A 26,056-nucleotide genomic window follows, 5' to 3' on the forward strand; every position below is an offset into this window, starting at 1 on the left:
CCCAGAGCGAGCGGTCGGGCGGGTGGCGCTTCAGCGCATCGTATCGAGGATGCCGGTCAGGTCGTCGAACCGCGTGCGCGGATTCAGGATCGCGAATCGCGCGTTCGTGCGGCCGGCGTGGCTCGACGGCGTCACGAACGCGTGCTGGTCGTCGAGCAGCCGGTTCGACCAGCGGGTGTAATCCGCCTTCTCCCAGCCGCGTCGCTCGAACACCACGACGCCCAACTGCGGCCGACGCACGAGCTCGAGCTCGTCGCGGCGGTCGATCTCGTCGGCGATGCGTGCCGCGAGGTCGATCGCCGACGTGATGGCATCCCGGTACACACCCGCCCCGTAGGTGGCGAGCGAGAACCACAGCGGCAGGCCCCGGGCGCGGCGCGTGAGGTGCGCCGCGAAGTCGGACGGGCTCCAGTCGCTCGTCTCGGTGAGGGTGTCGAGGTACTCGGCGTGCTGCGTGTGGGCGCGACGGCCGAGCTCGGGGTCGCGGTAGATGAGCGCGCACGCGTCGAACGGCGCGAACAGCCACTTGTGCGGGTCGACGATAAGCGAGTCGGCGTGCTCGACGCCGCCGAAGTAGCCGCGCGCGGCCGGCGACAGCATCGCGGCGAGCCCGTATGCGCCGTCTACGTGCAACCAGACGCCAGCTTCGCGGGTCGCTTCGGCGATGGATGCCACGTCGTCGACGATGCCGAAGTTGGTCGACCCCGCGGTCGCGACGACCGCGAAAACGCTGTCGCCGTGCTCGGCGAGGGCCGCCCGGACCGCGTCGCCGCGGAGGACGCCCGTGGCATCCGGCGCCACCGGCACGACCTCGACGTCCATCACCCGTGCCGCGGACGCGATCGACGAGTGCGCCTCGGCCGAGCAGACGACGCGCCATCGGTCAGGACGGATGCCGCGGTCGCGGGCCGTCTCACGCGCGGCGACGAGCGCCGAGAGGTTGCCGAGCGTGCCGCCCTGGACGAAGACACCGCCGGCGCCGGCGGGAAGCCCGAACTCATCGGCGAGCCAGCGCAGCACCTCGTTCTCGGCGTGCACGGCGCCCGCGCCCTCGAGCCAGGAGCCGCCGTAGAGCGCGCTCGCCGAGACGACGAGGTCGAACGCGGCCGCCGCCTTCGACGGGGCGCTCGGGATGAACGACAGGTACCGCGGGTCGTCGGTCGTGATGCAGGCCGGCGCCAAGACGTGCTCGAAGACGCCGAGCGCCTTGCGCGCGCCGATGCCGGGCTCGGTGATCGTCGTCCCGGCGAGGCGGGCGAGTTCAGCGGGCGGCAGCGGCTTGTCGAGCGGGTTGTCGTCCGTGAGCAGACGCTGCCGCGAGTAGTCGAGCACGAGGTCGACGATCTGACGGGTCTCGTCGGTGACATTGTGCATGCGCGCTGGCACATCGTGCATGCGGGCGGGCTGGGTCATGGGGTGTGCTCCTTCGCGGGGAGGGCGGGGGTGCGAGTGGGGGAGGTGCGGCGGGGGCGGAGCGACTCGAACGCGGCGGCGTACGCGAGCAGTGCCGAGTCGGCGTAGCCGCGGCCGGCGAACGTCAGGCCCACCGGCATCCCGATGTCGGCCATCGTGCCCATCGGGACGGTCACGGTCGGGATGCCGAGGTGCCGGATCGCGAGGTTGCCGTTCGCGACCCAGGTGCCGTTGCGCCAGCCGAGATCGGCCGAGGCCGGGTTCACGTCCATGTCGGCCAGGCCGACGTCGGCGACGGCGGGGAAGACGACGGCGTCGAGCGCGTGTGCGTCCATCCAGTCCTCGAGGTCGACGCGGCGGATCTCTTCGAGCCCGTTGAGGCCGGCTTCGAGCTCCGGCATGTCGTCGAGTCCGGCGCCCGGGTTGCGGCGTACCCAGTCGGGGTACTCCGCGATGTCGTCGTCGAAGCCGGTGTAGCGGTCGGGAAGGGCGCCCTCGGGATGAGGGAAGATCACGGCGCCGTCGACATCCACGAGGGTGTGCAGCGCGGGGTCCCCGTTCGCGGCGAGGAAGTCCTCCCAGCCCCACGCCGACAGGTCGACGATCTCGCGGTGCAGGTATCCGTCGGGCAGTCGGTCCGCGATCGTGGTCGCGCCCACGCGATCGCCCTCGTAATTCGAGATCACGGGGAAGTCCACGTCGACGACGATCGCGCCGGCGGCTTCGAGGTCGGCGCGGGCGTCGCGCCACAGGTCGATGATCGACGCGCGGGTCTCGATGCGCTGTCCGGTCGAGCCGCCGATGCCCGTTCCGGTCCCGGCATCCGGATCACCGTTCACGTACATGCGCGGGATCCCGACGCGGATGCCGCGCAGCGACCCGCCGGCCAGCGACGGGTACGACGCCGGTCGCACCTCGGACGCGGCCGGGACCTCCACCCACGGCTGCACGCGCCAGAAGTCGCCGCGGGTCTCGGTGTCGTCGGCGACGATGACGTCGAGCACCTCGAGGAGATCGGCCATCGTTCGGGTATGCGGGACGACGACGTCCATCGTCGGGACGAGCGGCCAGTTGCCGCGCACTGAGATGACGCCGCGCGAGGGCGTGTAGGCGCAGAGCGCGTTGTTGCTCGCGGGGCCGCGGCCGCTCGACCACGTCTCCTCACCGAGCCCGAACGCCGCGAAGCTCGCGGCCGTCGCGGTGCCCGAGCCGTTGGACGATCCCGACCCGAACGGGGCGGTCAGGTATGCGCCGTTGTACGGGCTCTCGGCGCGGCCGTAGACGCCGCGCTGCATGCCGCCGTTGGCCATCGGCGGCATGTTGGTGAGGCCGAGGCAGATAGCTCCGGTAGCACGGAGCCGCTCGATCGTGAACGCGTCGCGCTGCGCGACGAGATTGGCGAACGCGGGCGATCCCGCCGCCGCGGTGAGGCCCGCGACGAGGTAGCTGTCCTTCGCCGTGTACGGGATGCCGTCGAGCGGCCCGCGCACCTCGCCTCGGGCACGCCGGTCATCGGATGCCGCGGCCTCGGCGCGCGCCTGCGGGTTCTGCACGACGACCGCGTTCAGCGCCGTCGCGGTGTCGGGCCCGTCGTAGGCCGCGATCCGTGCGAGGTACGCGTCGACGAGCTGCACCGCGGTGGTCTCGCCGCGCTCGAGCGCACCGCGCAGGTCGGCGATGGACGCCTCGACCACGTCGATCACGGCGCCACCGCCGGCTGCTGTTGCGTGATGCAGTGGATGCCGCCGCCACGGGCGAAGAGGCCCCGCGCGTCGACGGTGACGACCTCGCGGCCGGGGTACGCGTCGGCGAGGATCGCCCGTGCCGTGGCATCCGCTCGCTCCTCGCCGAACCCGCAGGCGATGACGCCCCCGTTCACGACGAGGTGGTTGACGTAGCTCCAGTCGACCGGGCCGTGGGCGTCGGTGAGGGTCGCGGGTGCGGGGAGGTCGACGATCTCGAACGTGCGGCCGGCGGCATCCGTGTGGGCAGCGAGCTCGGCGCGCAACTGCGCGGTGACGGCGTGGTCGGGATGTGCGGGGTCGCGCTGGTCGTGCAGCACGATGCGTCCGGGGGACGAGATCGTCGCGACGATGTCGACGTGCCCGTTGGTGCCCATCTCGTCGTAGTCGCGGGTGAGACCGCGGCTCAGCCACACCGCCTTCGTCGTGCCGAGCGTGCGGGCCATCTCGGCCTCGACGCGGGCACGGTCGGCGAACGGGTTCCGCCGAGGGTCGAGCTGCACGGTCTCGGTGAGCAGCACGGTGCCTTCGCCATCGACGTGGATGCCGCCGCCCTCGTTCACGAGCACCGACGACACGAGCTCAGCGCCGACATGTGCCGCGATGAGACCTGCGTGCGCCGCGGAGTCCTGCCACTGCGCCCAGTCGGGGGCGCCCCAGCCGTTGAAGATCCAGTCCACGGCGCCGAGCACGCGGGGACGAGCGTCGTCGACGACGAACGTCGGACCGTGATCGCGCATCCAGAACTCGTCGACGGGCGCCTCGAGGAGCGTGACCTCGCCCGGCAGCATCCGCTTCGCGCGCTCGACCTCGGTGGGGTCGACGACCATCGTGACCGGCTCGAAGCGGGCGACGGCGGCGGCGACGGCCGACCACGTCGCGTACCCCTCTTCACGCTCGGCGGTGGTGTCGCCGAGGGTGAATCCCTCGCGCGGGAACGCCATCCAGGTGCGCTCGTGCGGGGCGGTTTCGCTCGGCATCCGCCAATTCATGGCGTTCTCCTCCGGGGTCCGGTACCGTATTGATCAAGCGATCAACAAGGAGCGTAGCGACCCCGTGAGCGACACGTCAACCGCCCCCCGCCGGCGCATGCACCCCGACGAGCGTCGGCGCGAGCTCGCCGATGCGGCGCAGGCGATCGCGCTCGCCGAGGGCCTCGACGCCGTCACGCTCCGTGCGGTCGCCGCGCGCGCGGGCGTCGCGCCCGGGCTGGTCGCGCATCACACCGACGGCATGGACGTGCTCGTGGCCGACACCTTCGGCGCGATCGTCGCCGCCGAGCTCGACGCCGTCCGCGCCCTCCTCGAGCAGGCGGATGCCGCCCCTAGCCGCATCGGCGCGCTCATCGACACCGTGCTCGACGGCACCCGCCGCGACGTGACGCTCGTCTGGGTGCAGGGCTGGGCGCTGGGCGCCCGCAACGCCACGCTCGCCGCGCGCGTGCGCTTCGAGATGGACGCGTGGCAGCAGGCGATCGCCGCGGAGATCCAACGAGGGATCGATCGTGGCGAGTTCGCCGAGGTCGATGCCGATGCCGTGGCGTGGCACCTGCTCGCCATGGTCGACGGCCTCGGCGCCCACGGCCTCGTCAGCTGGCGCGACGATCCGTCACAGGCTCGGCTCACCCGCCAGGCGCTCGCGGCGCTGCTCGGCGTCGACCCAGCAATGCTCGGGCCCTGATCCCGACCGCGCGGATGCCGCGCCGGGCCGGTCAGCCGCGTTTGAGCTCCCGCAGCGTGTACCCGGCCGGTACCTCGTCAGTGCGGAAGTGCGCACTGAAGACCTCTGCAGCTTCATCGGCCGTGAACACCTCGTTCGCGCTGACCAGCGTCCGTTGCGTGCCGCCATCCCATGTGATCGTCTCAGTCGCGTCCCCGGCATCGTCCGCCGGCTTGCCGACGACGAACTGCGTCGCGATCCCGGATGCATCGACTGTGCGGACCTCGATCGTCATCGCCGTCCTGTCGCCGCGCTCTGGAGGTACTCGTCCGAGAACGGGAGCGACGCGCGAAGGCTCGCGCCCTCCGGCGCTCGCCACAGGCTGTATGCCCAGAGCGTCGCGCCGTCCATCCGGTTCAGCGTGAAGCGGAGCTGCTCCTCGAACGGGCGGAGCGTGTCGATCAGCGGCATCCGGCTGAAACCGTTGGACTGGACGATGTGCGTCGGCTCGGTCACGGTCGGTCCAGTGCCTCGAGGGAACGACGCGCCCGCGCCACCTGCCGGAGCTTGCGGAGCACGTGCGCGAGCGCGGCGTCTTCGGCGTCGAAGGTCTGCAGCGTCGACTCGATGACCGCGTGACGCTCGTTCACGAGGAAGACCACGAAGTGATCACCGCGGCGTTCGAGGACGACGGCGTCGTCGTGCAGCACACCTGCGCCGGAGAGCACCGGTGTGTCGAGCCTCTCCTCCGCCACAGTCCGGAGCAGCTCGTCGAGGGTCATCACCCGGCGCACGAAGTCGGGTCGAAGCTCGTGAGGCACCACGTCGATGTTCCCGGGCGTGACCTTCCATCTCGCGGCATCCGAGTCCTCGAAGGTGATCTCGTACGCGCGGGTGATCCGCTCGAACTGCACCAGCAGCTTCAGCGGGAGTCGCTGGCCGGCCTCGTACGTCGCTGCGAGGTAGGCCCGGACCGTCGAAAGGACGCCCGACGGGCGAGACGCCACGGCGGCGGTGGTGCCGTCCGCCTGGTACACGTAGCCGTAGGTCGTCGCGACGCGGTCACCGCGCAGCTCGATCACGAGTGCGAGGGCATCCCACTCGTCCGGCGCACCTCGCAGATGCTCGACGATCGCCTCGATCAGCTCGGCGGCCGGGCCGGTCGTCACGGGCAGTCGACCGGTCAGCGCTGGGCCGGACCGGCTCCGAGGAACGTGGCATCCACCGTCGCATGCGCGAAGGCGACCACGTCGGGCGTCTGCCCCGCCTCGGTGACGAGCACGACGTGCTGCTCCCAGAGCGCCTGCAGTTGCTCGCGCGCGCCTGGCGGCATCGCCATCGCGCGTTCGATCACCTCTTGCCAGGTGTCTCCCTCAACGCCGAGCGCAGCGGCCGTCTTGTCTTTCATCGCGACTGCCAGTGCCGCAGTCTTCTCGTCGAGCGCACCGAGCGCATCGAGCACGTATGCGTCGAGGAAACGGAGGAGCGGCTTGCCGTCGTACCGGTCGGCGACGTCGGTCATGCCCATTCCCTGCCCTGTAGGGCGTCGAAGTCGCCGGCGAGGAACTCGTCGGCGATCGCGCGAAGGGTCGCCCGGTCCGCTCCGCGGATCGTGCCGATTTCGTCGCCGCCGGGCTCGACGTTCTCGAGTGAGATCGCGTTCGCGTAGACCTCGAGGTTCCAGCCGTCCTCGTCGCTCAGCGAGATGCTCGCGTGCTCGACGTCATCGCCGCCGAGCGTGTCGACGAGAGCGTCGAAACGCTCGCCAGTGACGTCTTCCGTGATGCTCGCGCCGTTACGGTCCACAAGCCACACAGCACGTGTCGGTCGGGTCATTTCTTCTCTCCCCAAATCGCGAATCCGCCTCGGTTACCTGGGTGCAGGGTACTCCAGAAGTCCGAACCGGGAGTGTGCTGGTAGGTCGGCACGAGCTGCATCACACCGTTCTGGCCACCCACCGTGTTCGGGTGCGCGTGGTGCCAGATGAAGTCTTCGGGGTTCGGGTTCTGGCGTCCGCCCGGGCGGGTCACGCGGTCGGAGATCCCCGGTGACATGGCCTCCATCGCGGCCCGGAAGTCCGGGTCGGCTTGCATGGCGGCGTCGAGGTCGGCGTTCGACCGGTTGAAGTGCACGGAGCGCGAGCGCGCCCAGTCGTCGGGGTCGAGCTGCATCTGGTACGCGACGGAGTACACCGAACCGTCGCCACCGTTGGTGTTGCCGTTGCCGTTGCCGTTGCCGAGCGCGGTGGACGGGTTCGTGGTGTTGGGTGCATCCGGAGCGCTGTCGAAGCGGTCCTGGTCGTTGACCCGGCGCCCCACCGTGGTGAAGTGCACGTTCAGGTTGTCGGCGACGCCGCGGAAACGGTCCTTCAGGTCGCCGGCTGCTTTCACGGCTGCCTGCCGGACCTCGCGGAAGATCGGTTTGATCGCACTCATCAGGCGTCGCCTCCGAAGTCGAGGGCCGAGAACTCGGTGAAGAACGTGTTCGTGAGGGTGTCGATGTCGGCACCGTGGAGGTTCATCGCCTCTTGCGCGGAGGCGAGGGCGTCGAGGTCGGCCTGGAACTCGTCCGAGTCTCCGACCTGCCCCTCGACCAGCGGTGCATCGAGGATCGCATCGATGATCGCCGGGAGTTGCTCGGAGAGCGGCTCGATGACGGCCGGGGCGAGCTGGATGAGGAGTTGCTCGACGACGATGTCGACCGCGGCGTTCAGCAGCTTCTTCTTGATCAGCAGCATCGGCCCTGCGCCCGCGGCGGTGATCGGGTTCGTCAGCATCGCCACCAGCGTGACGAGCGTCGAGGTCACATCGATGATGACCTTCATCTTCAATCCGAAGATGACCTCTGCGCCGACGTCCATCGCCGTCGCGGCCGGCGGCATGATGTCGACGAGCTTCTGGAGGTTGGAGGCGCGGTTCGTGTTCCACGCGCTCACCGTCGACGGCCCGGCCTGTCCCCGCAGTGCCGTCGCGATGTCCTGGTTGACGACGCGGTCGACCGCCTGGATCACGTCCTCGAGGTCGTTCCCGAAGTTGCGGACGAGGGTCGCGCCCTTGCGGACTTCGTCCTCGTCGATGTCGGGCCATTCGAAGCCGAGCTTCTCCATGACCCAGACGAGTTCGTTGGGCAACATCATCCCCATGGCAGGTCCTCCTTCGTGCCACCGACTTTAGAAGCCCGGGTCGGAGGGCGGAATGGGGAGTGCTCCCCATCTCGATCGGTCAGTCCTCCGGGCGGGAGATGTCGATGGTGACGAAGTTCGTCCCGGGAACCGGGCGGATCTCGTACGACGCGCCGTTGAGCGCCCCGGGCTCCAGGTCGAAGCGCGCCTCGATGCCGGCCTGGCTCATGCGCTCCAGCGCCGCAGCCTCGCCCGCCGGCGCGAGGAACTCCATGTCGCCGCTGCTCGTCTGGCCGTACTTGTCGGGGTTGTCCTGACCGATCGCGTCCTCGTATAGCTCCTCGACGATCTGGCCGGGGACCTTCTTCGGCGTCCCGAGGATCTCGTCGCGGATGTCGCCGGGGGTGTCCCGGACCGCCTTGCCGATCGAGGTTCCGAGGTCGTTCGCGGCGTTGTAATCCGGAGCGGCATGACGGCCGGTACGGCCCAACTGCCCGAGCCCGCGGTGCACGTCCCGGAGCATGTTGTAGTCCTTGGCGTGGGACGTCGGCTTGTTCTTCTTGTGCTTGGGGACGTCGTTCCGGTTCGTTCGGTCCGTGCCGCGGATGCGGTCGGCGTCGGCGCGGTGCTTGCCGCCGCGCTTGCGGAACGCGCTGCCGAAGCCCTTCTTGAACTCGCGGCCGGCGCCGTCGACGGCATCCATGATCTCGCGCATCAGCACCTTCATGGTCATCGGTCAGTCCCCCGAAATCTGCAGGTTGGAGAGGTCGGCGAGCAGGCGGTCGGTGCGGTCCTCGATGTCGATGGCCTGCCCGTCCATCTCGTCGGCGGCGGCCTCGAGCGCCTCGAGGTCGGCCTGGAAGTCGTCGACGTCGCCGATCGCGCCCTCGACGACCGGGGCGTCCATGAGCGCCATGACGATCGCGGGCACCTGGTCGACGAGCGGCTCGACCGCGAGCGGGAGCACCTGGTTGATGACCTGCTCGAGGGTGGCCTCCATCATCATGGAGAAGAGCTTCTTGCGCACGAGCAGCAGCACGGCGGCGCCGCCGGCGCCGAACGGACCGGCCGCGAGCAGCGGGACGAGCTGGACGAGGGTGAGGGTCACCTCGACGATGACCTTGACCTTCAGCGCCAGCACGATGTTCGCGGCGATGTCGATGCCCTGCGCTGCCGGTCCCAGCACGTCCAGCAGCTGCTGCATGTTCTCGGACCGATTGCGGTTCCACCCGTCGATCTGGGCGTTGCCGGCGTTGCCCTGCAGGGCGACCGCGAGCTCGCCGTTGATCCGGGTGTCGGCCGCCTGGATGATCGTCTCCATGTCGTCGCGGTAGCCGCGCACGAGATCGGCGGCCTTGCGGACCTCGTCCTCGTCGATGTCGGGCCATTCCAGCCCCATCTTGTCCATGATCCAGATCAGTTCGTTGGGCAACATCATCCCCACGGCGACCACCTCCGCCGTCGAAGGTATCCAGGGCGCCGCCGGAGCGCGATGGGGAGAACACCCCACCCACCTCCTGCGGCGATTCACCGCCCCGCGATGCGGTCGGCGATCTTCGCGAGGGGAGAGGTCGTGACTGCGCCGCCCGCCTCGTGTGCGTCAGCGAGTCGGTACGCGCCGTAGATCCCGTTCACGGCGAGCCAGCGCAGCGGTTCGACCTCCCACCGCTTCGCGCGATGTCCGACCCACGGCAGGTGCACCAGGTCGGTGTCACGGCCCAGGACGAGGTCGGCGAGCGTGCGCCCCGCGAGGTTCGTCGTCGCGACGCCGGTGCCGACGTAGCCGCCCGCCCAACCGAGGCCCGTCGCGCGGTCGAAGCCGACCGTGGCCGCCCAGTCGCGGGGGACGCCGAGCACCCCCGCCCACGCGTGGTCGATCGGGACATCGGATGCCGCGGGGAAGAACTCCCGCAGGAGCGCAGTGAGGGAGCCGACCGTGCGCTCCTGCGTCGTCCCGTCGGTGTCGACCCGCGAGCCGTACCGGTAGGGCACGCCGCGGCCGCCGAACGCGATCCGGTCGTCGGTGGTGCGCTGGGCGTACATATAGACGTGCGCGAAGTCGCCGAGGGTGGCGGCATCCGTCCATCCGATCTCGTCCCATGCCGCTGCCGGGAGCGGCGCGGTGACGATCATCGACGAGTTCATCGGCAGCCAGGTGCGGTGCTCGCCGCGCAGATCGGGGGTGAATCCCTCGGTCGCGCGGATGACGGCGTCGGCCGAGACGGTGCCGTGCACGGTCTCGGCTCGGCCGGGGGAGATCGCGGTGACCTCGGTGTCTTCGTAGATGCGGACGCCGAGCCGCTCGACGGCGGCGGCGAGCCCGGTGACCAGCCGCACCGGGTGGATGCGGGCGCAGTGCGGATGCCACAGCCCCGCGACCGCGCCGTCGACCTGCACCGCGCGTTGGGTACGCGAGGCATCCCACCGCTCGACATCGGTGCCCGGCCATGCCGACTCCGACGCGTACTCCGCGTCGAGCCGGGCGAGTTGGGCCGCGCCGCGCGCGATGTTCAGTTCGCCGCCCTTGTGGATGCCGGCGTCGATCCCCTCTTCTTCGGCGACGCGGATCACCTCGTCGACCGTCTCGTTCATCGCCCGCTGCTGGCGGATGCCGCCCTCGCGGCCGTAGCGCTCGCGTCCGCCGGTCACGGAGTTCGTGAGCCACCCGCCGTTGCGCCCCGACGCCCCGAACCCGGCGAACCGGCGTTCGAGTACGGCGATGCGGAGGTCCGGCTGCGCCTTCGCGAGCGCGTACGCGGTCCAAAGGCCCGTGTAGCCGGCACCGACGATCGTGACGTCGACCTGCAGGTCTCCGGGCAGTGCGGGCCGCGGCGTCGGCAGCCCGCCGAGGTCGCGCCACCAGAAGGAGACGGCTCCGTTGACGGTCATGCGCACATCCTCTCGTGCTGGGTCCGGACAGATCGACCGGAGCGGCTAGGCTGACCGCACGCCCGCTCTCTGATCCCGAACGGTGAGTTCCGATGACCGCAATCGATGACCGGGCGCCGAGTCGGACGGATCGTCCGGACAGCGGCGTCAGCCTGCCGAGCGTCCGCGAGGTGCTCGCGCTCGACGCGATGCTCGCGGGGCGGCCCGACGTCCTCGTCGGTGGGGGCGCGCTCGACGCGCGCGTGCGCTGGGTCCACGTGTCGGACAGTGCCGGCGTCGCGCGACTGCTCGACGGAGGCGAGCTGCTGCTGTCGACCGGCTCGGCATGGCCCGCCTCCTCGGAAGAGCTGCACGAGTTCGTCGCCGGACTCGCGGATGCCGGCCTCTCGTGCCTCGTGCTCGAGCTCGGCACACATCACCACGAGGTGCCGCCCGCCCTCGTCGCCGCGGCGCGTTCGTTCGGACTCGCCCTCGTCGTGCTCCACCGGGAGGTGAAGTTCGTCACCGTCACCGAGGCCGTGCACCGACGGATCATCGACGACCAGTCGGCGGCGCTGCGGATGCGCGAGGACGTGCGCACCCGCTTCACGGGGCTCGCGCTTCGCGGCGCATCGGCCGACTACATCGTCGCCCAGGTCGCGCAGACACTCGGCGCACCGGTCGTGCTCGAGAACCTCGCCCACGACGTCGTCGTCGCCGAGGTGCCGCCCGCGCTCGAGGAGGAGCTCCTCACGCGGTGGGAGGTGCGCTCCCGCCTCGCGCATCGCGATGCGAGCGAGCCGGACTGGCTCATCGTGCCGGTCGAGGCACGCGGCATCCGGTGGGGATACCTCGTCGCGCTGCCCGGGCCGCAGCACGCGGCCGGACGCACGAACATCGTCGAGCAGGGGGCGCTCGCGCTCTCGCTCGGTCGACTCACCGAGGGCGACAGCGACGAGTGGGGCCGGATCGGTCGGCGCCAGCTGCTCGACCAGCTCGTGCGCGGTCGCTTCACGGGGCACAGCGCCGCGACGGCGCGCGTCGAGGCGGCGGGCCTTCCCATCGAGGGTGCGCAGCTGCTGGGGGTCGTTGTCACCGGGGTCGCGCCGACGCCGGCCGCGGCCGACGACGCTGCCGGTCGCGTCGGTGGTCGTGCGCTCGCCGGATCGTCGCCGGTCGACGGCGCGGGGTCGGCGATGCTCCTCTCGCTGCCGGCCCGCACCCGCTTCGACGACGCCGCGGTCGAGGCGTTCTGCCGCGGGCTCGGCGGCGACCCCGAACGAGTCGTTATCTCCATCGGCTCGAGCGGCACCGGCCTCGAAGCGGGGCTCGCGTCGCTGCAGGAGGCGATCGACCTCTCGCGCACCGGCGGCGGTCGGACCGGTGACGGCCCGCAGGTGCGCCGCGTCGAGAACCGACCGCTCGCGCGCCTCGTGACCGCGCTCCGCGACGACCACCGCGTGATCGACCACGGTGAACGCATGCTCGCCCCGCTCATCGAGTACGACCTCGCCCGCTCCGGCGACCTGCTCGTGGTGCTCGAGGCGATGCTCGCGCACCCGGGCAACCGCACCGCCGCGGCATCCGCATCGCACCTGTCGCGCTCGGTGTTCTACCAGCGCATCGCGCTCATCCAAGACCTGCTCGGCACCGACCTCGACGATGGCGAGGTGCAGACCGCGCTCCACCTCGCGCTGCTCGTCCGCAGGGCGACCCTGGGCTGATCGGGCGTTCACCCGCCGCCGCTGACGTACACCTTGCGCAGCGTCTCGGTCACCGTCCACACGGTCGCGGTGCCGGCCGCGAGGCGGCCCACCGACCCCGGGCCGAGGTCGAGGGGCGCTGCGTCGACGTCGGGGAACGTCACCGTCGCGCGGCCGGCGAGCACGACGAACAGCTCGTCCTCCTCGACGTCGGTCGAGACGCCGGGTGTGTGCACCCACACGCCGACCGTGTCGGTCAGGGCGGTCCAGCCCGACTCGGGCGCACCGTGCAGCACCTGCGCCGCCGGCACCGGTTCGAGCGGGACCTCGAGGGTGGCGGCATCCGTCATCGCGTTCGGCGCGAGACCGGTCACGAGTCGAACCCCAGCCCGAGCGCGTCGAGCGTCTTCAGCAGCACATTGCGCCGTCCGCCGCGGTGGTCGGCCCGGTCGAGCGACCACCGTGTCGCCTCGATGCCCACCGCGGCCAGCGGCTCGGGCGGGAACGGCAGCGGGCGCTTCCGCACCATCTCGAGCTCCGTCCGCTCGGTCGCCTCGCCCGCGAGCAGGTCGAGCATGACGTCGCCCGCGAATCGGGTCGAGCCGACGCCCAAGCCGGTGAAGCCGGCGGCGTACGCCACCCGGCCCTTCCGAGCCGTACCGAAGAACGCGGTGAACTGCGTCGACGTGTCGATCGCGCCCGCCCACCGGTGGCTGAATCGCAGCCCCTCGAGCTGCGGGAACGTCGTGAAGAAGTGGCTCGCGAGTCGTCGCCACGACTCGTGCCGGTCCTCGTACGCCGGGTCGACCTTGCGCCCGTAGTGGTACACGGCGTCGTAGCCGCCGAACAGGATGCGCCCGTCGCGGGTCGGCCGGTAGTAGTGGAACTGGTTCGCCATGTCGCCGATGCCCTGGCGGTTCGCCCAGCCGATCGACGCCCACTGCTCGGCGGTGAGCGGCTCGGTCATCAACACGTAGTCGTACACCGGCACCGTCATGAGGCGGTTGCGGGTGAGCAGCGACGGGAACACGTTCGTCGCGAGGGCGGCATGATCGGCGTCGACGCGGCCGTGCTCGGTCACGACCGAGACGCCGCCGGATCCCGGTGTCTCGACGCGCTGCACGCGTGAGCGTTCGAAGATCTCCACGCCGCGTTCCTCGCACGCGCGTGCGAGTTCGGCGGCGAGCAGCGCCGGGTGCACGAGCGCACACGTGTCCTGCTCCCAGACCGCGCCGAGGTAGGTGGGGGAGTCGACCTCGCGCCGCACGGCCGCCTCGTCGAGGAGGACGACGCCGGACTCGCCCTCGGCCGCCCACTCCTCGAGCCAGGCGAGCTGGTGCTCCTCGATCGCGGGGGCCAACTGCCCGGTGCGCTCGAATTGCACGTCGATGCCGTACTCGGCCTCGGCGGCACCGATGGCGTCGAGGTTCTCGCGGCCGAGTCGCTCGAGCGTCGGCATCTCGTCGGGCCAGCGCGCGTGACCGTTCTCGGCGCCGTGCGTGAGACTCGCTTCGCAGAACCCCCCGTTGCGACCGGATGCCGCCCACCCGACCCGGTTCGCCTCGACGACGACGACGCGGCGGCCAGGATCGCGGGTGACCGCGAGTAGCGCCGTCCACAGGCCGGTGTAGCCGCCGCCCACGACGACGAGGTCGGCCCGGGTCGTGCCGTGCAGCGGCGGTCGGTCTGGGGTCAGCGCGCGAGGGACGTCCTCGGTCCAGAAGACCGCGTGGCGGCTGTCTCCCAGGCTGTGGTCGACGACGGATGCCGCGGGGGCGTGCCGCTCGAAGACGGTGGAATTCCGGCTCATGCGTCCTCCCCGCTCACGCATCATCCGCTGCGAACACGCGGGCACCGTCGACGAACGTCTGCAGCACGCGGGTGGCGCCGATCTGGTCGGCGGGGCCTGCGAACGGGTCTCGGTCGAGGAGTGCGAAGTCGGCTGACTTGCCGACTTCGATCGTTCCGGTCGTCGCGTCGAGGTGGTTCACCCAGGCCGACCCCGCCGTGTAGGCCGTGAGCGATGACGCCAGGTCGATCGCCTGTTCGGGGAGGAACGGGTCGTAGTCGCCCTCTTCGTACCCGGGTGCCGCCGTCCGGTTCACCGCGGTGTGGATCGCGGCGAGCGGGTTGGGCGACGAGACCGACCAGTCGCTGCCCGCGGCCAGCACGGCGCCCGACCGGAGCAGATCGCCGAACGGGTACTGCCAGGCCGACCGCGGCTCGCCGAGGAACGGGAGCGTGAGATCGATCATCTGCGGCTCGAACGTCGCCCACAGTGGCTGCATGTTGACGGCGACGCCGAGCGAGCGGAACCGGTGGATGTCGTCGGGGTGGACGACCTGCAGGTGCGCGATGTGGTGCCGACCGTCGCCACGACCGTTGCGTGCGAGTGCGTGCTCGACGGCGTCGAGGCACTGGCGCACGGCGCGGTCGCCGATCGCGTGGAAGTGCACCTGGAACCCGAGCGCGTCGAGTTGCGGCACCGCCTCGTTCAAGATGGTCGGATCGACGAACGAGATGCCCGAGTTGTCGGTGAAGTGCGCGTGTCCGTGGCCGTGGCCGTCCAGGTACGGCTCGAGCATCGCGGCGGTGAAGTTCTCGGCGACGCCGTCTTGCATCACCTTGATGCTCGTGGCCTGGAACCGGCCGAAACTCAGGCGTTCGCGACGCTCGACGAGAGAGGGGATCTGCTCGAGACCGGCGGTGCGGTCCCACCAGAGCGCGCCGACGACCTTCGCAGTCAGGGTGCCGTCCATCGCCGCCGAGCGGTACGCCGGGGCCGGGTCGCCGGCATCGCCGTAGGGGCCGACGATCGCGTCCTGCCACGCGGTGATGCCGAACGAGTGCAGGTACCGCTGGCCGACGAGCAGCGCCTCGACCATCCGCTCCGGTGGTTCCTCGGGCAGCAGCCGGTTGACGAGCGTCATCGCGCCCTCGTGCAGCGTGCCGGTCGGTGCGCCCGCGGCATCCCGTTCGATCCGACCGTCGGCGGGGTCGGGTGTGTGCGCGTCGATGCCGGCGCGCCGCAGCGCCGCCGAGTTCACCCAGGCGCCGTGGCCGTCGCGGTTGGGGAAGAACGCCGGCCGGTCGCCGGTCACCGCGTCGAGGGCGACGGCGGTGGGCGTGCCGCCCGGGAACGCCGACATCTGCCACCCGCCGCCGAGGATCCAGTCGTCGCCCGGATGCGCCGCGGCGTACGCGCCGATCGCGTCGAGGTACTCGGCCGACGTCGACAGCTCGGCGAGGTCGCAGCGCAGCATGTCGAGCCCGCCCCAGACCGGGTGCACGTGCGCGTCCTGGAAACCCGGCACGAGCATGCGGCCGGCGAGGTCGACGACCTCGGTACGCGGGCCGATCAGGTCGCTCAGATCGTGACCGACCGCCACGATCCGACCGCCCGAGACGGCGACGGCGCTCGCACGCGAACGCACCGTGTCGGCCGTGAACACCGCGCCGCCGGTGAAGACGAGGTCAGCGGATGCCACGACTCACCCTCCCGCCATGGTGCGGGCGATGTCGGTCGCGGAGTCACCTGCCCTGCGGAGCACGAGGGCGACCACTGCGAGGGCGACGAGCGTGAGCAGCAGCATCACGGTCGAGACCGCGGCGATCTCGGGCCGCAGTCCAGAGCGCACCGCGCTCAGGACGTATACCGGCCACGGCGTCGAACCCGAGACCTGCACGAACGCGGCGATGACGGTGTTGTCGAGACCGAGCGTGAACGCGAGGAGGAACCCTGCGAGCACGGCGGGCATCGCGAGCGGGAGCGTCACCCGGCGGAACGTCGAGAACGTCGATGCGTAGAGGTCGTACGAGGCCTCTTCGAGATTCGCGTCCTGCCCAACGAGGCGCGCCCGCACGAGATACGACACGACGGCCGTCGAGAACAGGGACGCACCGATCGAGAGGCGCACGATGCCGTCGTTGAACACCGGCATCCCGGCATCCTGTCCCAACATCACGAACCAGGGGAGCAGCGCGACGGCGTCGACGATCTCGGGCGTGACCGACACGAACAGCAGGAGCCCGAGGAACCACCACACCCACTTGCCCGGGTAGCGGGCCATTGCGATGCCGGCGAGGGTGCCGAGCGCCGTCGCGATGACGGCCGAGAAGGCGGCGGTCACGATCGAGACGCGCACCGCGTTCTGGACGGCGGGCTTCTCGAGGATGGTGGCGAACGCGTCGAACCCGAACCCGCTCCACGACACCAGCAGGCGACCCGTGTTGAACGAGTAGACGATGATCACGATGATCGGCGCGAACAGGAACAGCAGCACGAGGATGCCCCACACCTGCAGTGCGATGTCGCTCCACGACCGGTACTTCCGGCGGTCGCTGCCGGCGAGCGTGCCGTCGCTGCGGCGGAGGATCGACTCGGTCTTCGTCGTGACGCTCATGCCGCCAGCTCCAGCCGGTTACGCGCGCGGAAGGGGAGCAGCACGAGCCAGATGAGCAGTGCCGCGACCCCGATGCTGAGCGCGATGACGAGCATGAGGACGACGGCCATCGCCGACCCGAGTGCCCAGTTCTGGGCGGTCTGGAACTGGCTCGCGACGAGCTGGCCGACCATGTTCCCCTGTGCTCCGCCGAGGACGGTCGCCGTGATGTAGTCGCCCATCAGCGGGATGTACACGAGCAGCACGCCAGCGACGATGCCCGGCCGCGACAGCGGCAGCGTGACCCGGAGGAACGTCGCGATCTTGCCGGCGCCGAGGTCTTTCGACGCTTCGCGCACGATCGGGCCGACGCGGTCGAACGCGACGAACAGCGGCAGGATCATGAGCGGCAGGTAGTTGTAGACGACGCCGAGCAGCACCGCACCGCGCGTGTAGAGCAGATCCAGCGGACCGTCGAGCAGCCCGAGCGTCTGCAGCAGGTTGGACAGCCACCCCTCCGGCGCGATGATCACCTGCCACCCGATCGTGCGGACGAGGAAGTTCGTCCAGAACGGGATGAGGATGAGGGCGAGGAGGATGCCGCGGCGCTGCGGCCGCACTTTGAACGCCATCCAGTAGGCCACCGGCGCACCGACCGCGAAGCACAGCACGGTGCCGAGGACGCCGACCCAGAGCGTGTTCTGGAAGGTCGTGAAGAAGGTCGGCGAGAGCGCCTCGACGTACCGGTCGAACGACAGCACATCGTTGGCGTGCGTACCGAAGATGCCGGGTTTATAGCCGAAACTGAACCAGACGACCAGCAGCACCGGCGCGACGAAGAAGACCGCCAGCCACGCCCACGCGGGCAGGGCCAGGAGGCCCCCCAGTTGCGGCCGGCGGCGGGAAGTCTTACGCACCCGCCGCGGCCTTCATCTCATTCCAGATCGCGACGCGCACGTCCTGCGAGGCGTTGAGTTCCTGCTCGCGCATCGAGGCGAGCTGGTCGTCCGAGAAGAAGATGAGGTCGGTGAGCTCCATGCCGGCATCCGAAGCGGCGGTCTCCATGTCCTTGCCGCCGACGTTGTAGCCGATGTAGTCGAGGTTCAGGGCGAGCGCCTCGGGGCTCATCGAGTAGTTGATGAACGCGTGCGCGGCCTCGGGGTGCGGTGCACCGGCGGCGATCGCCCAGTTGTCCATCCAGAGCTCGGTGACGGGGCCGGGGAGCACCCACTGCCAGCGGTCGGGGTCGCTCGTCTCGAGCAGGCCGAGGCGGGCGTCGCCGTTCCACGCCTGCATGAGCACCTGGGTGCCCTGCGGGATCGCGTTCGTGCCCGGGTAGGAGTCGAACGCCGAGATGTGCGGGGCGATCTCGTCGACGAGGAAGGCGCGGCAGGCCTCGAGCTCGCCCGCGTCCTCGGTGTTCCAGTCCATGTCGTTCGCCCAGAAGTAGGCGCCGATGATGCCGGCCGGGTCGTCGGACATGCTCGTCTTGCCGCTCGCCTCGTTCTGCGCGGCGTCGAAGAAGTCGGCCCACGTGGCGAGCTCGCGGGTGATGACGTTCTTGTCGTACACGAAGCCGGTGGTGCCCCACGCCTTGCACACGGAGTACTCGTTCTCGGGGTCCCAGGCGCGACCGAGCGAGCTCGGGTCCATGTGCTCGAGGTTCGGCAGGAGTTCCTTGTTGAGCGGCATGAGCAGGCCGTTCTCGATCATCTGCGGGATGAACACGCCCGTCGGGACGACGATGTCGTAGCCGCTCGTGCCCTTCGCGGCGACGAGCTTCGCGATGAGCTCCTCGTTCGAGCTGTACGAGTCGAGCGACACGTTCGGCCCGAGGTCGGCGGTGTAGCCCGAGACGACGTCGGGGGAGTCGTAGTCGCCCCAGGTGTAGACCGACAGGGCGTCTTCGAGGGCGCCGCCGGTCGCGCCCGCGGTGGGCTGGGGCGTGCCGCCGCCACCGGGGGCGCAGGCGGCGAGGAACGCGGTCGCGCTGCCGAGCGCGGCGAGGGTGAGCAGGCGACGACGCGACAGCTCGCGGGCGATCACCGGGACGGCGTCGCTGTGGGCGAGGATGCGGATCGGGGTGGAGTCGGTCATCGGGTGCCTCCTGCGGTTCGGGCGCTGTGTGCTCTGTGATGCGGTGGAACTGGTCTTGCGGTGGAGCTGGGTGCTGGTGCTGTGTGCTTCAGATGAGTGGTGGCGGATCAGTGGGTCGGCGGCGCGACGTAGCCGCCCTCGACGGCGGCGTCGTCCTCGGGGAAGAGGAGCACGTCCTGCGGGCGCCACGAGCACACGACGGACTGTCCGAGCGCGAGCTGCGGCGCCTGCGGGGTCGGGCGCCGCGCGATGAGGCTCTGGTCGTCGCCGAGGCGCACGAGGTACTGCATCGTCTCACCGAGGTGCGAGACGCCGATCAGCTGGCCCCGCACCGCGTTCGCGTCGGAAAGCGCGGCATCCGCGGTGATCTCGACGTTCTCGGGGCGGACCGCGGCGATGGCCTGCAGGACCGAGAGCGGCTCGGCCGCCGAGCGGACGAGCACATGCGGGCTGGCGACGGCGGTGCCGGCACCTTCGAGGGGACCGCGGAAGAAGTTCTGCTGTCCCACGAACGCGGCGACGTAGGCGCTCGCGGGCCGCGAGTACACGGTGTCGGCGTCGGCGAGCTGCTCGATGCGGCCCTCGCGCATGATCGCGATGCGGTCGCTCATCGAGAGCGCCTCACCCTGGTCGTGGGTGACGAAGACGAACGTGATGCCCAGGCGTGACTGCAGGAGCTTGAGCTCGAGCTGCATCTCTTCGCGCAGTTGCCGGTCGAGTGCGCCGAGCGGCTCGTCGAGGAGGAGGACCGAGGGGCGGTTCACGAGTGCGCGGGCCAGCGCGATGCGCTGTTGCTGTCCACCCGAGAGCTGCGTCGGCTTGCGATCGGCGAACCGCCGCATCTGCACCAGGTCGAGTGCGCTCGAGACCCGCTCGCGGATTTCGCTCTTGGGTGTCCGCCGCTGCTGCAGCCCGTAGGCGACGTTCTCGGCGACCGACATGTGCGGGAAGAGGGCGTACGCCTGGAAGACGGTGTTGACGTCGCGCTTGTTCGGCGGCGTGCCGAGCACGCTCGCGCCCGAGATGCGGATGTCGCCCGCGTCGGGGTGCTCGAATCCGGCGATCATCCGGAGCGTGGTCGTCTTGCCGCAGCCGGACGGGCCGAGCAGCGATATGAACTCGCCCGGCTCGATGACGAGCGAGAGCGAATCGACCGCGAGCTGGTCGCCGTAGCGCTTGACGACGTCGGTCAGCACGACCGAGCCGTCTGTGGACGCAGCAGGGCGCGCGTCGTCGATGAGGGCTTCGGGTGCCGTCGTCACGGGATGGTGCTCCGCTCCTGCGCCGGTCTGGCGCTTGTCGGTCATTCAATACGTCCGGATCGATCCGGGGCAACGCCCGCGAGGGGGAACCGGACGAAACACGCTCCGCGCGCGGCGACCCCGACACTTTGTCCGGACGACGTTCACCGCGTGGAAACACGCGCTTCGCGTCCCGGTTCGACAGCGATTCCCCGACGGCTCCCGCCCGGCCCCCTACGCTCGTGGGATGACATCGCTCCTCGTCACCCCGGCCGAGCTCGACGACCTGCTACGCGAGGGCGGTGTCGCCGTCCTCGACGTCCGCTGGCGCCTCGACCGCCCCGACGGGCGGGAGGACTACCTCGCCGGACACATCCCCGGGGCCGTCTATGTCAGCCTCGACGACGACCTCGCCGGTCACGGCGAGCCGGCCGATGGGCGGCATCCGCTGCCGGAGCTCGCCGACCTGCAGGCGGCCGCGCGGCGGTGGGGTGTCGACGCGGGCGAGACGGTCGTGGTCTACGACGACTGGAACACGTTCGGTGCGTCGCGGGCATGGTGGGTGCTGACGGATGCCGGTGTGCCCGACGTCCGCATCCTCGACGGCGGACTGCGGGCGTGGCGCGACGCCGGCCTTCCGCTCGAGGAGGGTGAGACCGTGCCGGCGCGCGGCGACGTCGCGCTCTCGCCCGCGCACCTGCGGCGGCTCGACATCGACGAGGCGGCCGCGCTCCCGGAGCACGGGCTGCTCTTCGACGTGCGCGCGCCCGAGCGCTACCGCGGCGAGACCGAGCCGATCGACCCGCGCGCGGGCCACATCCCCGGCGCGGTGAACGCCCCGACCGGCGGCAACATCGGGGCGGACGGCCGGTTCCTCCCCGCCGACGAGCTGCGCGCGAGGTACGAAGCGCTCGGGGTGACGACCGACACCGAGGTGGGCGTCACGTGCGGGTCGGGCGTCTCGGCGGCGCAGGCCGCGGTCGCACTCCGGCTGGCCGGCTTCGACGCGGCGCTCTACGGCGGGTCGTGGAGCCAGTGGGCGAACCATCCGGACCGCCCCATCGCGACGGGCGCGACGCCCTGAGCTGGAGCCCCGCACGCGGCATCCGTAGTTGAATCGAAGCATGCGAGCCGCTTACATGTACGGTCCCGGCGACGTCCGGGTCATCGACGCACCCGACCCCCGGATCGAGCAGCCGACCGACGCGCTCGTGCGCACCGTCGTCTCGTGCGTGTGTGGCAGCGACCTGCACCCATATCACTCGATGAAGGCGAACGCCGAGGGGCGTTCGATGGGTCACGAGTCGGTCAGCGTCGTCGAGGAGGTCGGTGCCGACGTGCGCACCGTGAAGCCCGGCGACGTCGTCATCGTGCCGTTCGTGTACTCCTGCGGGGTCTGCGACTTCTGCGTCGCCGGCCTCCAGACGTCGTGCCGCGTCGCCGGCCTCGCGCACCCGACCGGTGCCGAGGGCGCGCAGGCCGCGTACCGCCGCATCCCCTTCGCCGACGGCACGCTGTACCGCGTCGACGTTGCCGAAGACGACGAGCGGATGCCGGGACTGCTGACCCTCAGCGATGTGTACGGCACCGGCTACCACGCGGTCGTCACCGGCGGCGTGGCACCCGGCAAGGACGTCGTCGTCATCGGCGACGGCGCCGTGGGCCTGCTCGCCGTGCTCTCGGCGAAGCAGCTCGGCGCCGAACGGATCGTCCTGATGGGTCGCCACACGGCGCGCACCGATCTCGGTCGTCGGTATGGCGCCACCGATGTGGTCGCCGAGCGCGGCGAGGAGGGCATCGCCGCGGTGCGCGACCTCACGAACGGCGACGGCGCCCACGTGGTCGTCGACGCCGTGGGGCACCTGCCCGCGTACGAGCAGGCGCTCGCCGTCGTCCGCGACGGTGGCACCGTGACTCGCGTCGGCGTGCCGCAGTACGCTGACGGCCCGATCGGTCGGGCCCAGTTCACGCGAAACGTGACGATCACCGGTGGCGTCGCCCCGGTGCGCGCGTACATCGACGAATTGCTTCCGGGCGTCCTGGACGGCAGTGTCGATCCCGGCGCGGTGTTCGACCGCACCCTGCCCCTCGATGACGCGGCCGAGGGTTACCGCCTCATGGACGACCGCGCGGCCCTGAAAGTGATGCTCCGACCGTGACCGCTGCCTCCGGCACCCAGTTCACCCTCCGCTTCGATGCGTATGAAGCGGTGATCGCGTCGGTCGGTGCCTCGCTTCGCGTGCTGCGGCACGACGGCCGTGACCTCGTCGTGCCGTTCGACGCCGACGAGGTGCGCCCCGACTACCGCGGTGCGACGCTCGCGCCCTGGCCGAACCGCATCGTGAGCGGGCGGTACGCCTTCGCGGGAGAGGAGTACCACACCGCGCTCACAGAGCCCGAGCGCGAGCAGGCGCTCCACGGCCTCGCCGCGTGGCTCGACTACGCTGCCGTCGACGTGCAGCCGCACGCCGTCACGCTCGTCACCACGATCGTGCCGCAGTCCGGGTACCCGTGGCGGGTGCGCGTCGAGACGACGTACGAGCTCGGTGACGACGGCCTCACGCAGACCGTCCGGGCGACCAACGAGTCGGCGACGGCAGCCCCGTTCGGCACCGGACCGCACCCGTACGTGATCGCGGGCCCGGCGCCGCTCGACGAATGGACGCTCGCGCTGCCCGCGGCATCCGTCCTCGAGGTCACGCCCGACCGGCTCAGCCCGGTGGCGCTCCACCCCGTCGAGACGCACGAGCCCGACCGCTTCGACCGGCGCGAGCCTCGCCCGCTGGGCCCCGTGCAGATCGACCACGCGTTCACCGATCTCTCGGCGGATGCCGCCGGCCGCACGCGCCTCGCGGTGACCGACCCGTCCGGGGTCGGCGTCGAAGTCGAGTGGGGCGCCGAATGCGGCTGGGTGCAGCTCTACACCGGCGACAAGCCCGAGGGCGCCGCGCACCTGGACCACCGCCGCGGTCTCGCGGTCGAGCCGATGACATCGGCCCCCGACGCCTTCAACGCCGACCGGTACCCGTTCGACACCGGGCTCGTCGTCCTCGAGCCGGGGGTGGCATTCGCGGCATCCTGGCGGATCGGCGCGATCTGACCCACGGCCGGGCTGCGGTTCGTACGATGGTGCGATGACGACGTCGTCCTTCTCGCTGCCACGGTCCGCTCCGTCCGCGCAGGGGGTGGATGCCTCCGGCGTCAGCCGACTGCTCGACGCGCTCGAGGCGAGCGACCACGAGCTGCACAGCCTCATGGTGCTGCGACACGGGCACATCGTGGCCGAGGGATGGTGGGCGCCGTACGCGGCCGACCTGAAGCACCTCGTGTATTCGCTGTCGAAGACGTTCACCTCGGCCGCGGCGGGCCTCGCGATCGCCGAGGGGCGCTTCGGGCTGGATGATCGGATGGTCGACCACTTCCCGGAGCTCGTCCCTGACGACGTCGACGAGAAGTACGACCGGTACCTCGTGCGGCACGCGCTGTCGATGTCGAGCGGTCACGAGCAGGAGACGCTCGACCGCGCGGCGGCTGCCGCCGCGTCGCACGGTGGCGATCTGCTCGCCGGGTTTTTCACGGTGCCGCCCGAGCGCGAGCCGGGCACGCTGTTCTGCTACAACCAGCCCACGATCTACGGCGTCGGCCGCCTCGTCGCGAAGACGACGGACGGCGGCATCCTCGACTATCTGCGGCCCCGACTGCTCGAACCGCTCGGCATCGACGAGGCGCAGTGGATGATGATCGGCGACGTCGAGATGGCGTTCTCGGGGCTGCACGTGCGCACCGAATCGCTCGCGAAGACCGGCCAGCTCGCGCTCGAGCGCGGCCGGTTCGGCGACACGCAACTCCTGCCCGAGGCGTGGGTCGAGCAGGCGACCTCGCTGCAGACCGAGAACGACGCCGCACATCGCGCGCCGGGGGCCGCCGACCCGATCGACTGGCAGCAGGGCTACGGCTTCCAGTACTGGATGAATCGGCACGGATTCCGCGGCGACGGCGCCTACGGGCAGTTCATCATCGTGTGGCCCGAAGAGGATGCGGTTGTCGTGACGACGTCGGAGACCGTCGACATGCAGGGGCTCCTCGACGTGCTGACCGACCACCTGGTGCCGGCGCTGTCGGGGCCGGGGGTCCCCGAAGCGGATGCCGCGCTCGCCGCGCGCCTCGCAGGGCTGAGGATCCCCGCGCCGTTCGGGAGAGGCGGGTTCGAGGGGGTCTTCGATGTCGAGGCGGGGGAGGCCGTGCCGGGGCCGTTCTCGAGCGGCGGTCCCGTGCCCGGCGCTTCGTCGGTTGAGGTCGTCGCGGCGGACGACGGGTGGACGCTGCGGATCACGGGCGACGATGTCGACGTGACGCTGCCCGTCGGCCACGGGTCGTGGGCGGCGGGGACGTGGCCGGCGCCGGCAGACGGGTTCGATCCGGTGCCGTTCCGCAGTGCTGCCGCCGTGGGTGTGGACGGCGCGTGGCATGCGGAGCTGCGGATGATCGAGACCCCGCACACGCTCCTGGTCGACATCGAGCCGGGAGGGATCGCCCGGCTGCAGTGGCGTTACCCGCCGCTGCGCGGCGACGGCCCCGCCGGGCACGCCCTGCCCTCGCTCGCCTGAGTCCCGCCTTCGGGAAGGTGCCCCGCGCCGCGTAGAATTGCCGGCGAGGGGTGAGCGTGACGGACAAGCAGCGGGCCAAGACCCGGGACGTCGTCGCCGAGGGGCTCTACATCGCGTCCGCGGCGACGCGTTTGGCGTTGAAGAACCGCATTCTGGTGCACATCCTCGTGGATGGCGACGACTTCGATTCCGACGCCTTCCTCGCCGATGCACGCGAGGCGCTGCTCGGGCTCGCCGACGAAGCCGAAGCGGATGCCGCGCGCACCGAGAGTGAGCGCAAACTCGCGCGTGGTCGCTACTCGGATTCCGGCGGCACGCACGACTACCGGCGACGCGACGTGCGAAACCTTCGACGCCGCGCGAAGCAGTCGCAGCACGTGGCGCGGGAGCTCCGCGCTCGCGCCGAGGACGAGGCGGAGCTGCGCAAGCTCGTCGCGGACGCTCGGGACGCCGCGTGGGGAGAGGTGTCGAACAACATCGACCGCTCCCTGCGCATTTCGGCGGCACGCCCCGACCTCGACGCGGACTACGACCGCATGCGCGGCGCGCGTATGCAGGCGCTTCGTTTGGTGGATCTCCCGAAGCTGCGCGCGCATCGTCGCAGCGTCGCGAAGCAGCAGGCGCTGCGTGCCGAAGGTGTTGCTCCCACGCCGCTCGATCGGCCCGAGGGTTCACCTGCCCTCCTCGATGAGCTCGAGTAGTTCGCTCGATTTCAGGAGTGGGCCCGGCGTGGGGTACGCTATTCCCTGGCCCGGAAACGGGTCGGGCGCCCGTAGCTCAATGGATAGAGCATCTGACTACGGATCAGAAGGTTAGGGGTTCGAGTCCCTTCGGGCGCACACTGTGTTGAGACAGTAGTCACGAAAGCCCCCGCGCAAGCGGGGGCTTTCGTCTTGTCGGGGGAGGCGCACTACAGGTCGACCTTGCCGTTCTCGCCTTCGTAGGTCTCGCCGGTGATCCGAGGCTTGATCAGGCTGACGATCGTCGCGACGCGCCCGCCCGCACTGTGCCAGTATTCGCCCGACTCGGCGTCGACTCGGAGCAGGGCGACCGCGGGGTCGTCGGGTCCGTCGGGGAACCAGGCGTCGACGGCGGGGGACCAGTACTCCCCCAGCCGCGCGGGGTCGTCGACGATCTCGGCCCGCCCGGCCACCGACACCCGTGCAGAGTCGCTCGAGAGGGGCTCCGGGCAGGGTGAGCTGCCGTGAATACGCATTGCGCAC

General features: G+C 70.8%; 28 protein-coding genes and 1 tRNA gene. 8 read left to right on the forward strand and 21 right to left on the reverse strand.

The window, feature by feature from the left end; all coding sequences use genetic code 11:
- Positions 1–30: 30 nt before the first annotated feature.
- Genes QNI14_RS09030 through QNI14_RS09040 form a run of 3 tightly spaced genes read right to left on the reverse strand, consistent with a single transcriptional unit; the run spans position 31 to position 4,147 of the window.
- Positions 31–1,413 (reverse strand): pyridoxal phosphate-dependent decarboxylase family protein, encoded by a 1,383-nt coding sequence (locus QNI14_RS09030; protein ID WP_283716252.1) that lies wholly within the window; start codon positions 1,411–1,413, stop codon positions 31–33.
- The gene (locus tag QNI14_RS09035) at positions 1,410–3,116 is read right to left on the reverse strand and encodes an amidase (protein WP_283716253.1); all 1,707 of its coding nucleotides are present in this window, start codon (positions 3,114–3,116) and stop codon (positions 1,410–1,412) included. The genes QNI14_RS09030 and QNI14_RS09035 overlap by 4 nt, the downstream gene beginning before the upstream one ends.
- Entirely contained in the window at positions 3,113–4,147 is a 1,035-nt protein-coding gene (locus QNI14_RS09040) for an agmatine deiminase family protein (protein WP_283716254.1), read from the reverse strand. Before QNI14_RS09040 ends, QNI14_RS09035 begins: the two co-directional genes overlap by 4 nt.
- Positions 4,148–4,211: 64 nt before the next feature.
- Here QNI14_RS09040 and QNI14_RS09045 point away from each other — a divergent pair, with 64 nt between their 5' ends.
- The gene (locus QNI14_RS09045; protein WP_283716255.1) at positions 4,212–4,835 is read left to right on the forward strand and encodes a TetR/AcrR family transcriptional regulator; all 624 of its coding nucleotides are present in this window, start codon (positions 4,212–4,214) and stop codon (positions 4,833–4,835) included.
- Positions 4,836–4,866: 31 nt separating this feature from the next.
- On the opposite strand, the gene QNI14_RS09050 is transcribed toward QNI14_RS09045, so the two are convergent.
- The 10 genes from QNI14_RS09050 to QNI14_RS09095 all read right to left on the reverse strand — a co-directional run bounded on the left by QNI14_RS09050 (position 4,867) and on the right by QNI14_RS09095 (position 10,824).
- Positions 4,867–5,109: a hypothetical protein gene (locus QNI14_RS09050; RefSeq protein ID WP_283716257.1), complete on the reverse strand. Its 243-nt coding sequence runs from the start codon at positions 5,107–5,109 to the stop codon at positions 4,867–4,869.
- Positions 5,106–5,330, reverse strand: a complete 225-nt coding sequence (locus tag QNI14_RS09055) for a hypothetical protein (RefSeq protein WP_283716259.1) — start codon at positions 5,328–5,330, stop codon at positions 5,106–5,108. Before QNI14_RS09055 ends, QNI14_RS09050 begins: the two co-directional genes overlap by 4 nt.
- Complete coding sequence (locus QNI14_RS09060; RefSeq protein ID WP_283716261.1) at positions 5,327–5,983, reverse strand: hypothetical protein; 657 nt, start codon at positions 5,981–5,983, stop codon at positions 5,327–5,329. Before QNI14_RS09060 ends, QNI14_RS09055 begins: the two co-directional genes overlap by 4 nt.
- 14 nt (positions 5,984–5,997) lie before the next feature.
- Positions 5,998–6,336, reverse strand: coding sequence for a hypothetical protein (locus QNI14_RS09065; protein WP_283716262.1), 339 nt, complete (start codon positions 6,334–6,336; stop codon positions 5,998–6,000).
- Positions 6,333–6,650, reverse strand: a complete 318-nt coding sequence (locus QNI14_RS09070) for a hypothetical protein (protein WP_283716263.1) — start codon at positions 6,648–6,650, stop codon at positions 6,333–6,335. The genes QNI14_RS09065 and QNI14_RS09070 overlap by 4 nt, the downstream gene beginning before the upstream one ends.
- Positions 6,647–7,249 carry an HNH endonuclease family protein gene (locus tag QNI14_RS09075; RefSeq protein ID WP_283716265.1) on the reverse strand — a complete coding sequence of 201 codons (603 nt, stop codon included), beginning with the start codon at positions 7,247–7,249 and terminating at the stop codon, positions 6,647–6,649. Before QNI14_RS09075 ends, QNI14_RS09070 begins: the two co-directional genes overlap by 4 nt.
- Positions 7,249–7,956: a WXG100-like domain-containing protein gene (locus QNI14_RS09080; protein ID WP_283716267.1), complete on the reverse strand. Its 708-nt coding sequence runs from the start codon at positions 7,954–7,956 to the stop codon at positions 7,249–7,251. Before QNI14_RS09080 ends, QNI14_RS09075 begins: the two co-directional genes overlap by 1 nt.
- 79 nt (positions 7,957–8,035) lie before the next feature.
- The gene (locus tag QNI14_RS09085) at positions 8,036–8,668 is read right to left on the reverse strand and encodes a hypothetical protein (protein WP_283716268.1); all 633 of its coding nucleotides are present in this window, start codon (positions 8,666–8,668) and stop codon (positions 8,036–8,038) included.
- 3 nt (positions 8,669–8,671) lie between these two features.
- Positions 8,672–9,373, reverse strand: coding sequence for a WXG100-like domain-containing protein (locus QNI14_RS09090; RefSeq protein ID WP_283716733.1), 702 nt, complete (start codon positions 9,371–9,373; stop codon positions 8,672–8,674).
- An 89-nt stretch (positions 9,374–9,462) separates the two neighbouring features.
- Positions 9,463–10,824 (reverse strand): NAD(P)/FAD-dependent oxidoreductase, encoded by a 1,362-nt coding sequence (locus QNI14_RS09095; protein WP_283716269.1) that lies wholly within the window; start codon positions 10,822–10,824, stop codon positions 9,463–9,465.
- 92 nt (positions 10,825–10,916) lie between these two features.
- Here QNI14_RS09095 and QNI14_RS09100 point away from each other — a divergent pair, with 92 nt between their 5' ends.
- Entirely contained in the window at positions 10,917–12,527 is a 1,611-nt protein-coding gene (locus QNI14_RS09100; protein ID WP_283716270.1) for a PucR family transcriptional regulator, read from the forward strand.
- Between the two features lie 8 nt (positions 12,528–12,535).
- On the opposite strand, the gene QNI14_RS09105 is transcribed toward QNI14_RS09100, so the two are convergent.
- The 7 genes from QNI14_RS09105 to QNI14_RS09135 form a co-directional block, all read right to left on the reverse strand.
- Positions 12,536–12,880: a cupin domain-containing protein gene (locus QNI14_RS09105; RefSeq protein WP_283716271.1), complete on the reverse strand. Its 345-nt coding sequence runs from the start codon at positions 12,878–12,880 to the stop codon at positions 12,536–12,538.
- On the reverse strand, positions 12,877–14,316 hold the full coding sequence (locus tag QNI14_RS09110; protein WP_283716273.1) for an NAD(P)/FAD-dependent oxidoreductase: 1,440 nt from the start codon (positions 14,314–14,316) through the stop codon (positions 12,877–12,879). The genes QNI14_RS09105 and QNI14_RS09110 overlap by 4 nt, the downstream gene beginning before the upstream one ends.
- Before the next feature lie 13 nt (positions 14,317–14,329).
- The gene (locus QNI14_RS09115; protein ID WP_283716274.1) at positions 14,330–15,994 is read right to left on the reverse strand and encodes an amidohydrolase; all 1,665 of its coding nucleotides are present in this window, start codon (positions 15,992–15,994) and stop codon (positions 14,330–14,332) included.
- A gap of 3 nt (positions 15,995–15,997) precedes the next feature.
- Positions 15,998–16,909, reverse strand: coding sequence for an ABC transporter permease (locus QNI14_RS09120; protein WP_283716275.1), 912 nt, complete (start codon positions 16,907–16,909; stop codon positions 15,998–16,000).
- The gene (locus QNI14_RS09125; protein ID WP_283716276.1) at positions 16,906–17,805 is read right to left on the reverse strand and encodes an ABC transporter permease; all 900 of its coding nucleotides are present in this window, start codon (positions 17,803–17,805) and stop codon (positions 16,906–16,908) included. The genes QNI14_RS09120 and QNI14_RS09125 overlap by 4 nt, the downstream gene beginning before the upstream one ends.
- The gene (locus tag QNI14_RS09130; protein WP_283716277.1) at positions 17,798–18,985 is read right to left on the reverse strand and encodes a polyamine ABC transporter substrate-binding protein; all 1,188 of its coding nucleotides are present in this window, start codon (positions 18,983–18,985) and stop codon (positions 17,798–17,800) included. The genes QNI14_RS09125 and QNI14_RS09130 overlap by 8 nt, the downstream gene beginning before the upstream one ends.
- A gap of 107 nt (positions 18,986–19,092) precedes the next feature.
- The gene (locus QNI14_RS09135) at positions 19,093–20,292 is read right to left on the reverse strand and encodes an ABC transporter ATP-binding protein (protein WP_283716278.1); all 1,200 of its coding nucleotides are present in this window, start codon (positions 20,290–20,292) and stop codon (positions 19,093–19,095) included.
- A gap of 181 nt (positions 20,293–20,473) precedes the next feature.
- Here QNI14_RS09135 and QNI14_RS09140 point away from each other — a divergent pair, with 181 nt between their 5' ends.
- The 6 genes from QNI14_RS09140 to QNI14_RS09165 all read left to right on the forward strand — a co-directional run bounded on the left by QNI14_RS09140 (position 20,474) and on the right by QNI14_RS09165 (position 25,672).
- The gene (locus QNI14_RS09140) at positions 20,474–21,310 is read left to right on the forward strand and encodes a sulfurtransferase (RefSeq protein ID WP_283716279.1); all 837 of its coding nucleotides are present in this window, start codon (positions 20,474–20,476) and stop codon (positions 21,308–21,310) included.
- A gap of 40 nt (positions 21,311–21,350) precedes the next feature.
- Positions 21,351–22,385 (forward strand): zinc-binding dehydrogenase, encoded by a 1,035-nt coding sequence (locus QNI14_RS09145; RefSeq protein WP_283716281.1) that lies wholly within the window; start codon positions 21,351–21,353, stop codon positions 22,383–22,385.
- Entirely contained in the window at positions 22,382–23,326 is a 945-nt protein-coding gene (locus QNI14_RS09150) for an aldose 1-epimerase family protein (protein WP_283716282.1), read from the forward strand. Before QNI14_RS09145 ends, QNI14_RS09150 begins: the two co-directional genes overlap by 4 nt.
- A gap of 34 nt (positions 23,327–23,360) precedes the next feature.
- Positions 23,361–24,833, forward strand: coding sequence for a serine hydrolase domain-containing protein (locus tag QNI14_RS09155; RefSeq protein ID WP_283716283.1), 1,473 nt, complete (start codon positions 23,361–23,363; stop codon positions 24,831–24,833).
- A gap of 50 nt (positions 24,834–24,883) precedes the next feature.
- A complete protein-coding gene (locus tag QNI14_RS09160; protein WP_283716285.1) occupies positions 24,884–25,534 on the forward strand; it encodes an asparagine synthase in 651 nt (216 codons plus the stop codon).
- Between the two features lie 65 nt (positions 25,535–25,599).
- Positions 25,600–25,672: transfer RNA gene (locus QNI14_RS09165), tRNA-Arg, on the forward strand.
- Positions 25,673–25,743: 71 nt separating this feature from the next.
- Here the strand turns inward: QNI14_RS09165 and QNI14_RS09170 are convergent.
- Positions 25,744–25,992, reverse strand: a complete 249-nt coding sequence (locus QNI14_RS09170) for a pyridoxamine 5'-phosphate oxidase family protein (protein WP_283716286.1) — start codon at positions 25,990–25,992, stop codon at positions 25,744–25,746.
- Positions 25,993–26,056: the final 64 nt, after the last annotated feature.

Origin of the sequence: Microbacterium dauci, assembly GCF_030065535.1 — a bacterium.
Lineage (GTDB): Bacteria > Actinomycetota > Actinomycetes > Actinomycetales > Microbacteriaceae > Microbacterium > Microbacterium dauci.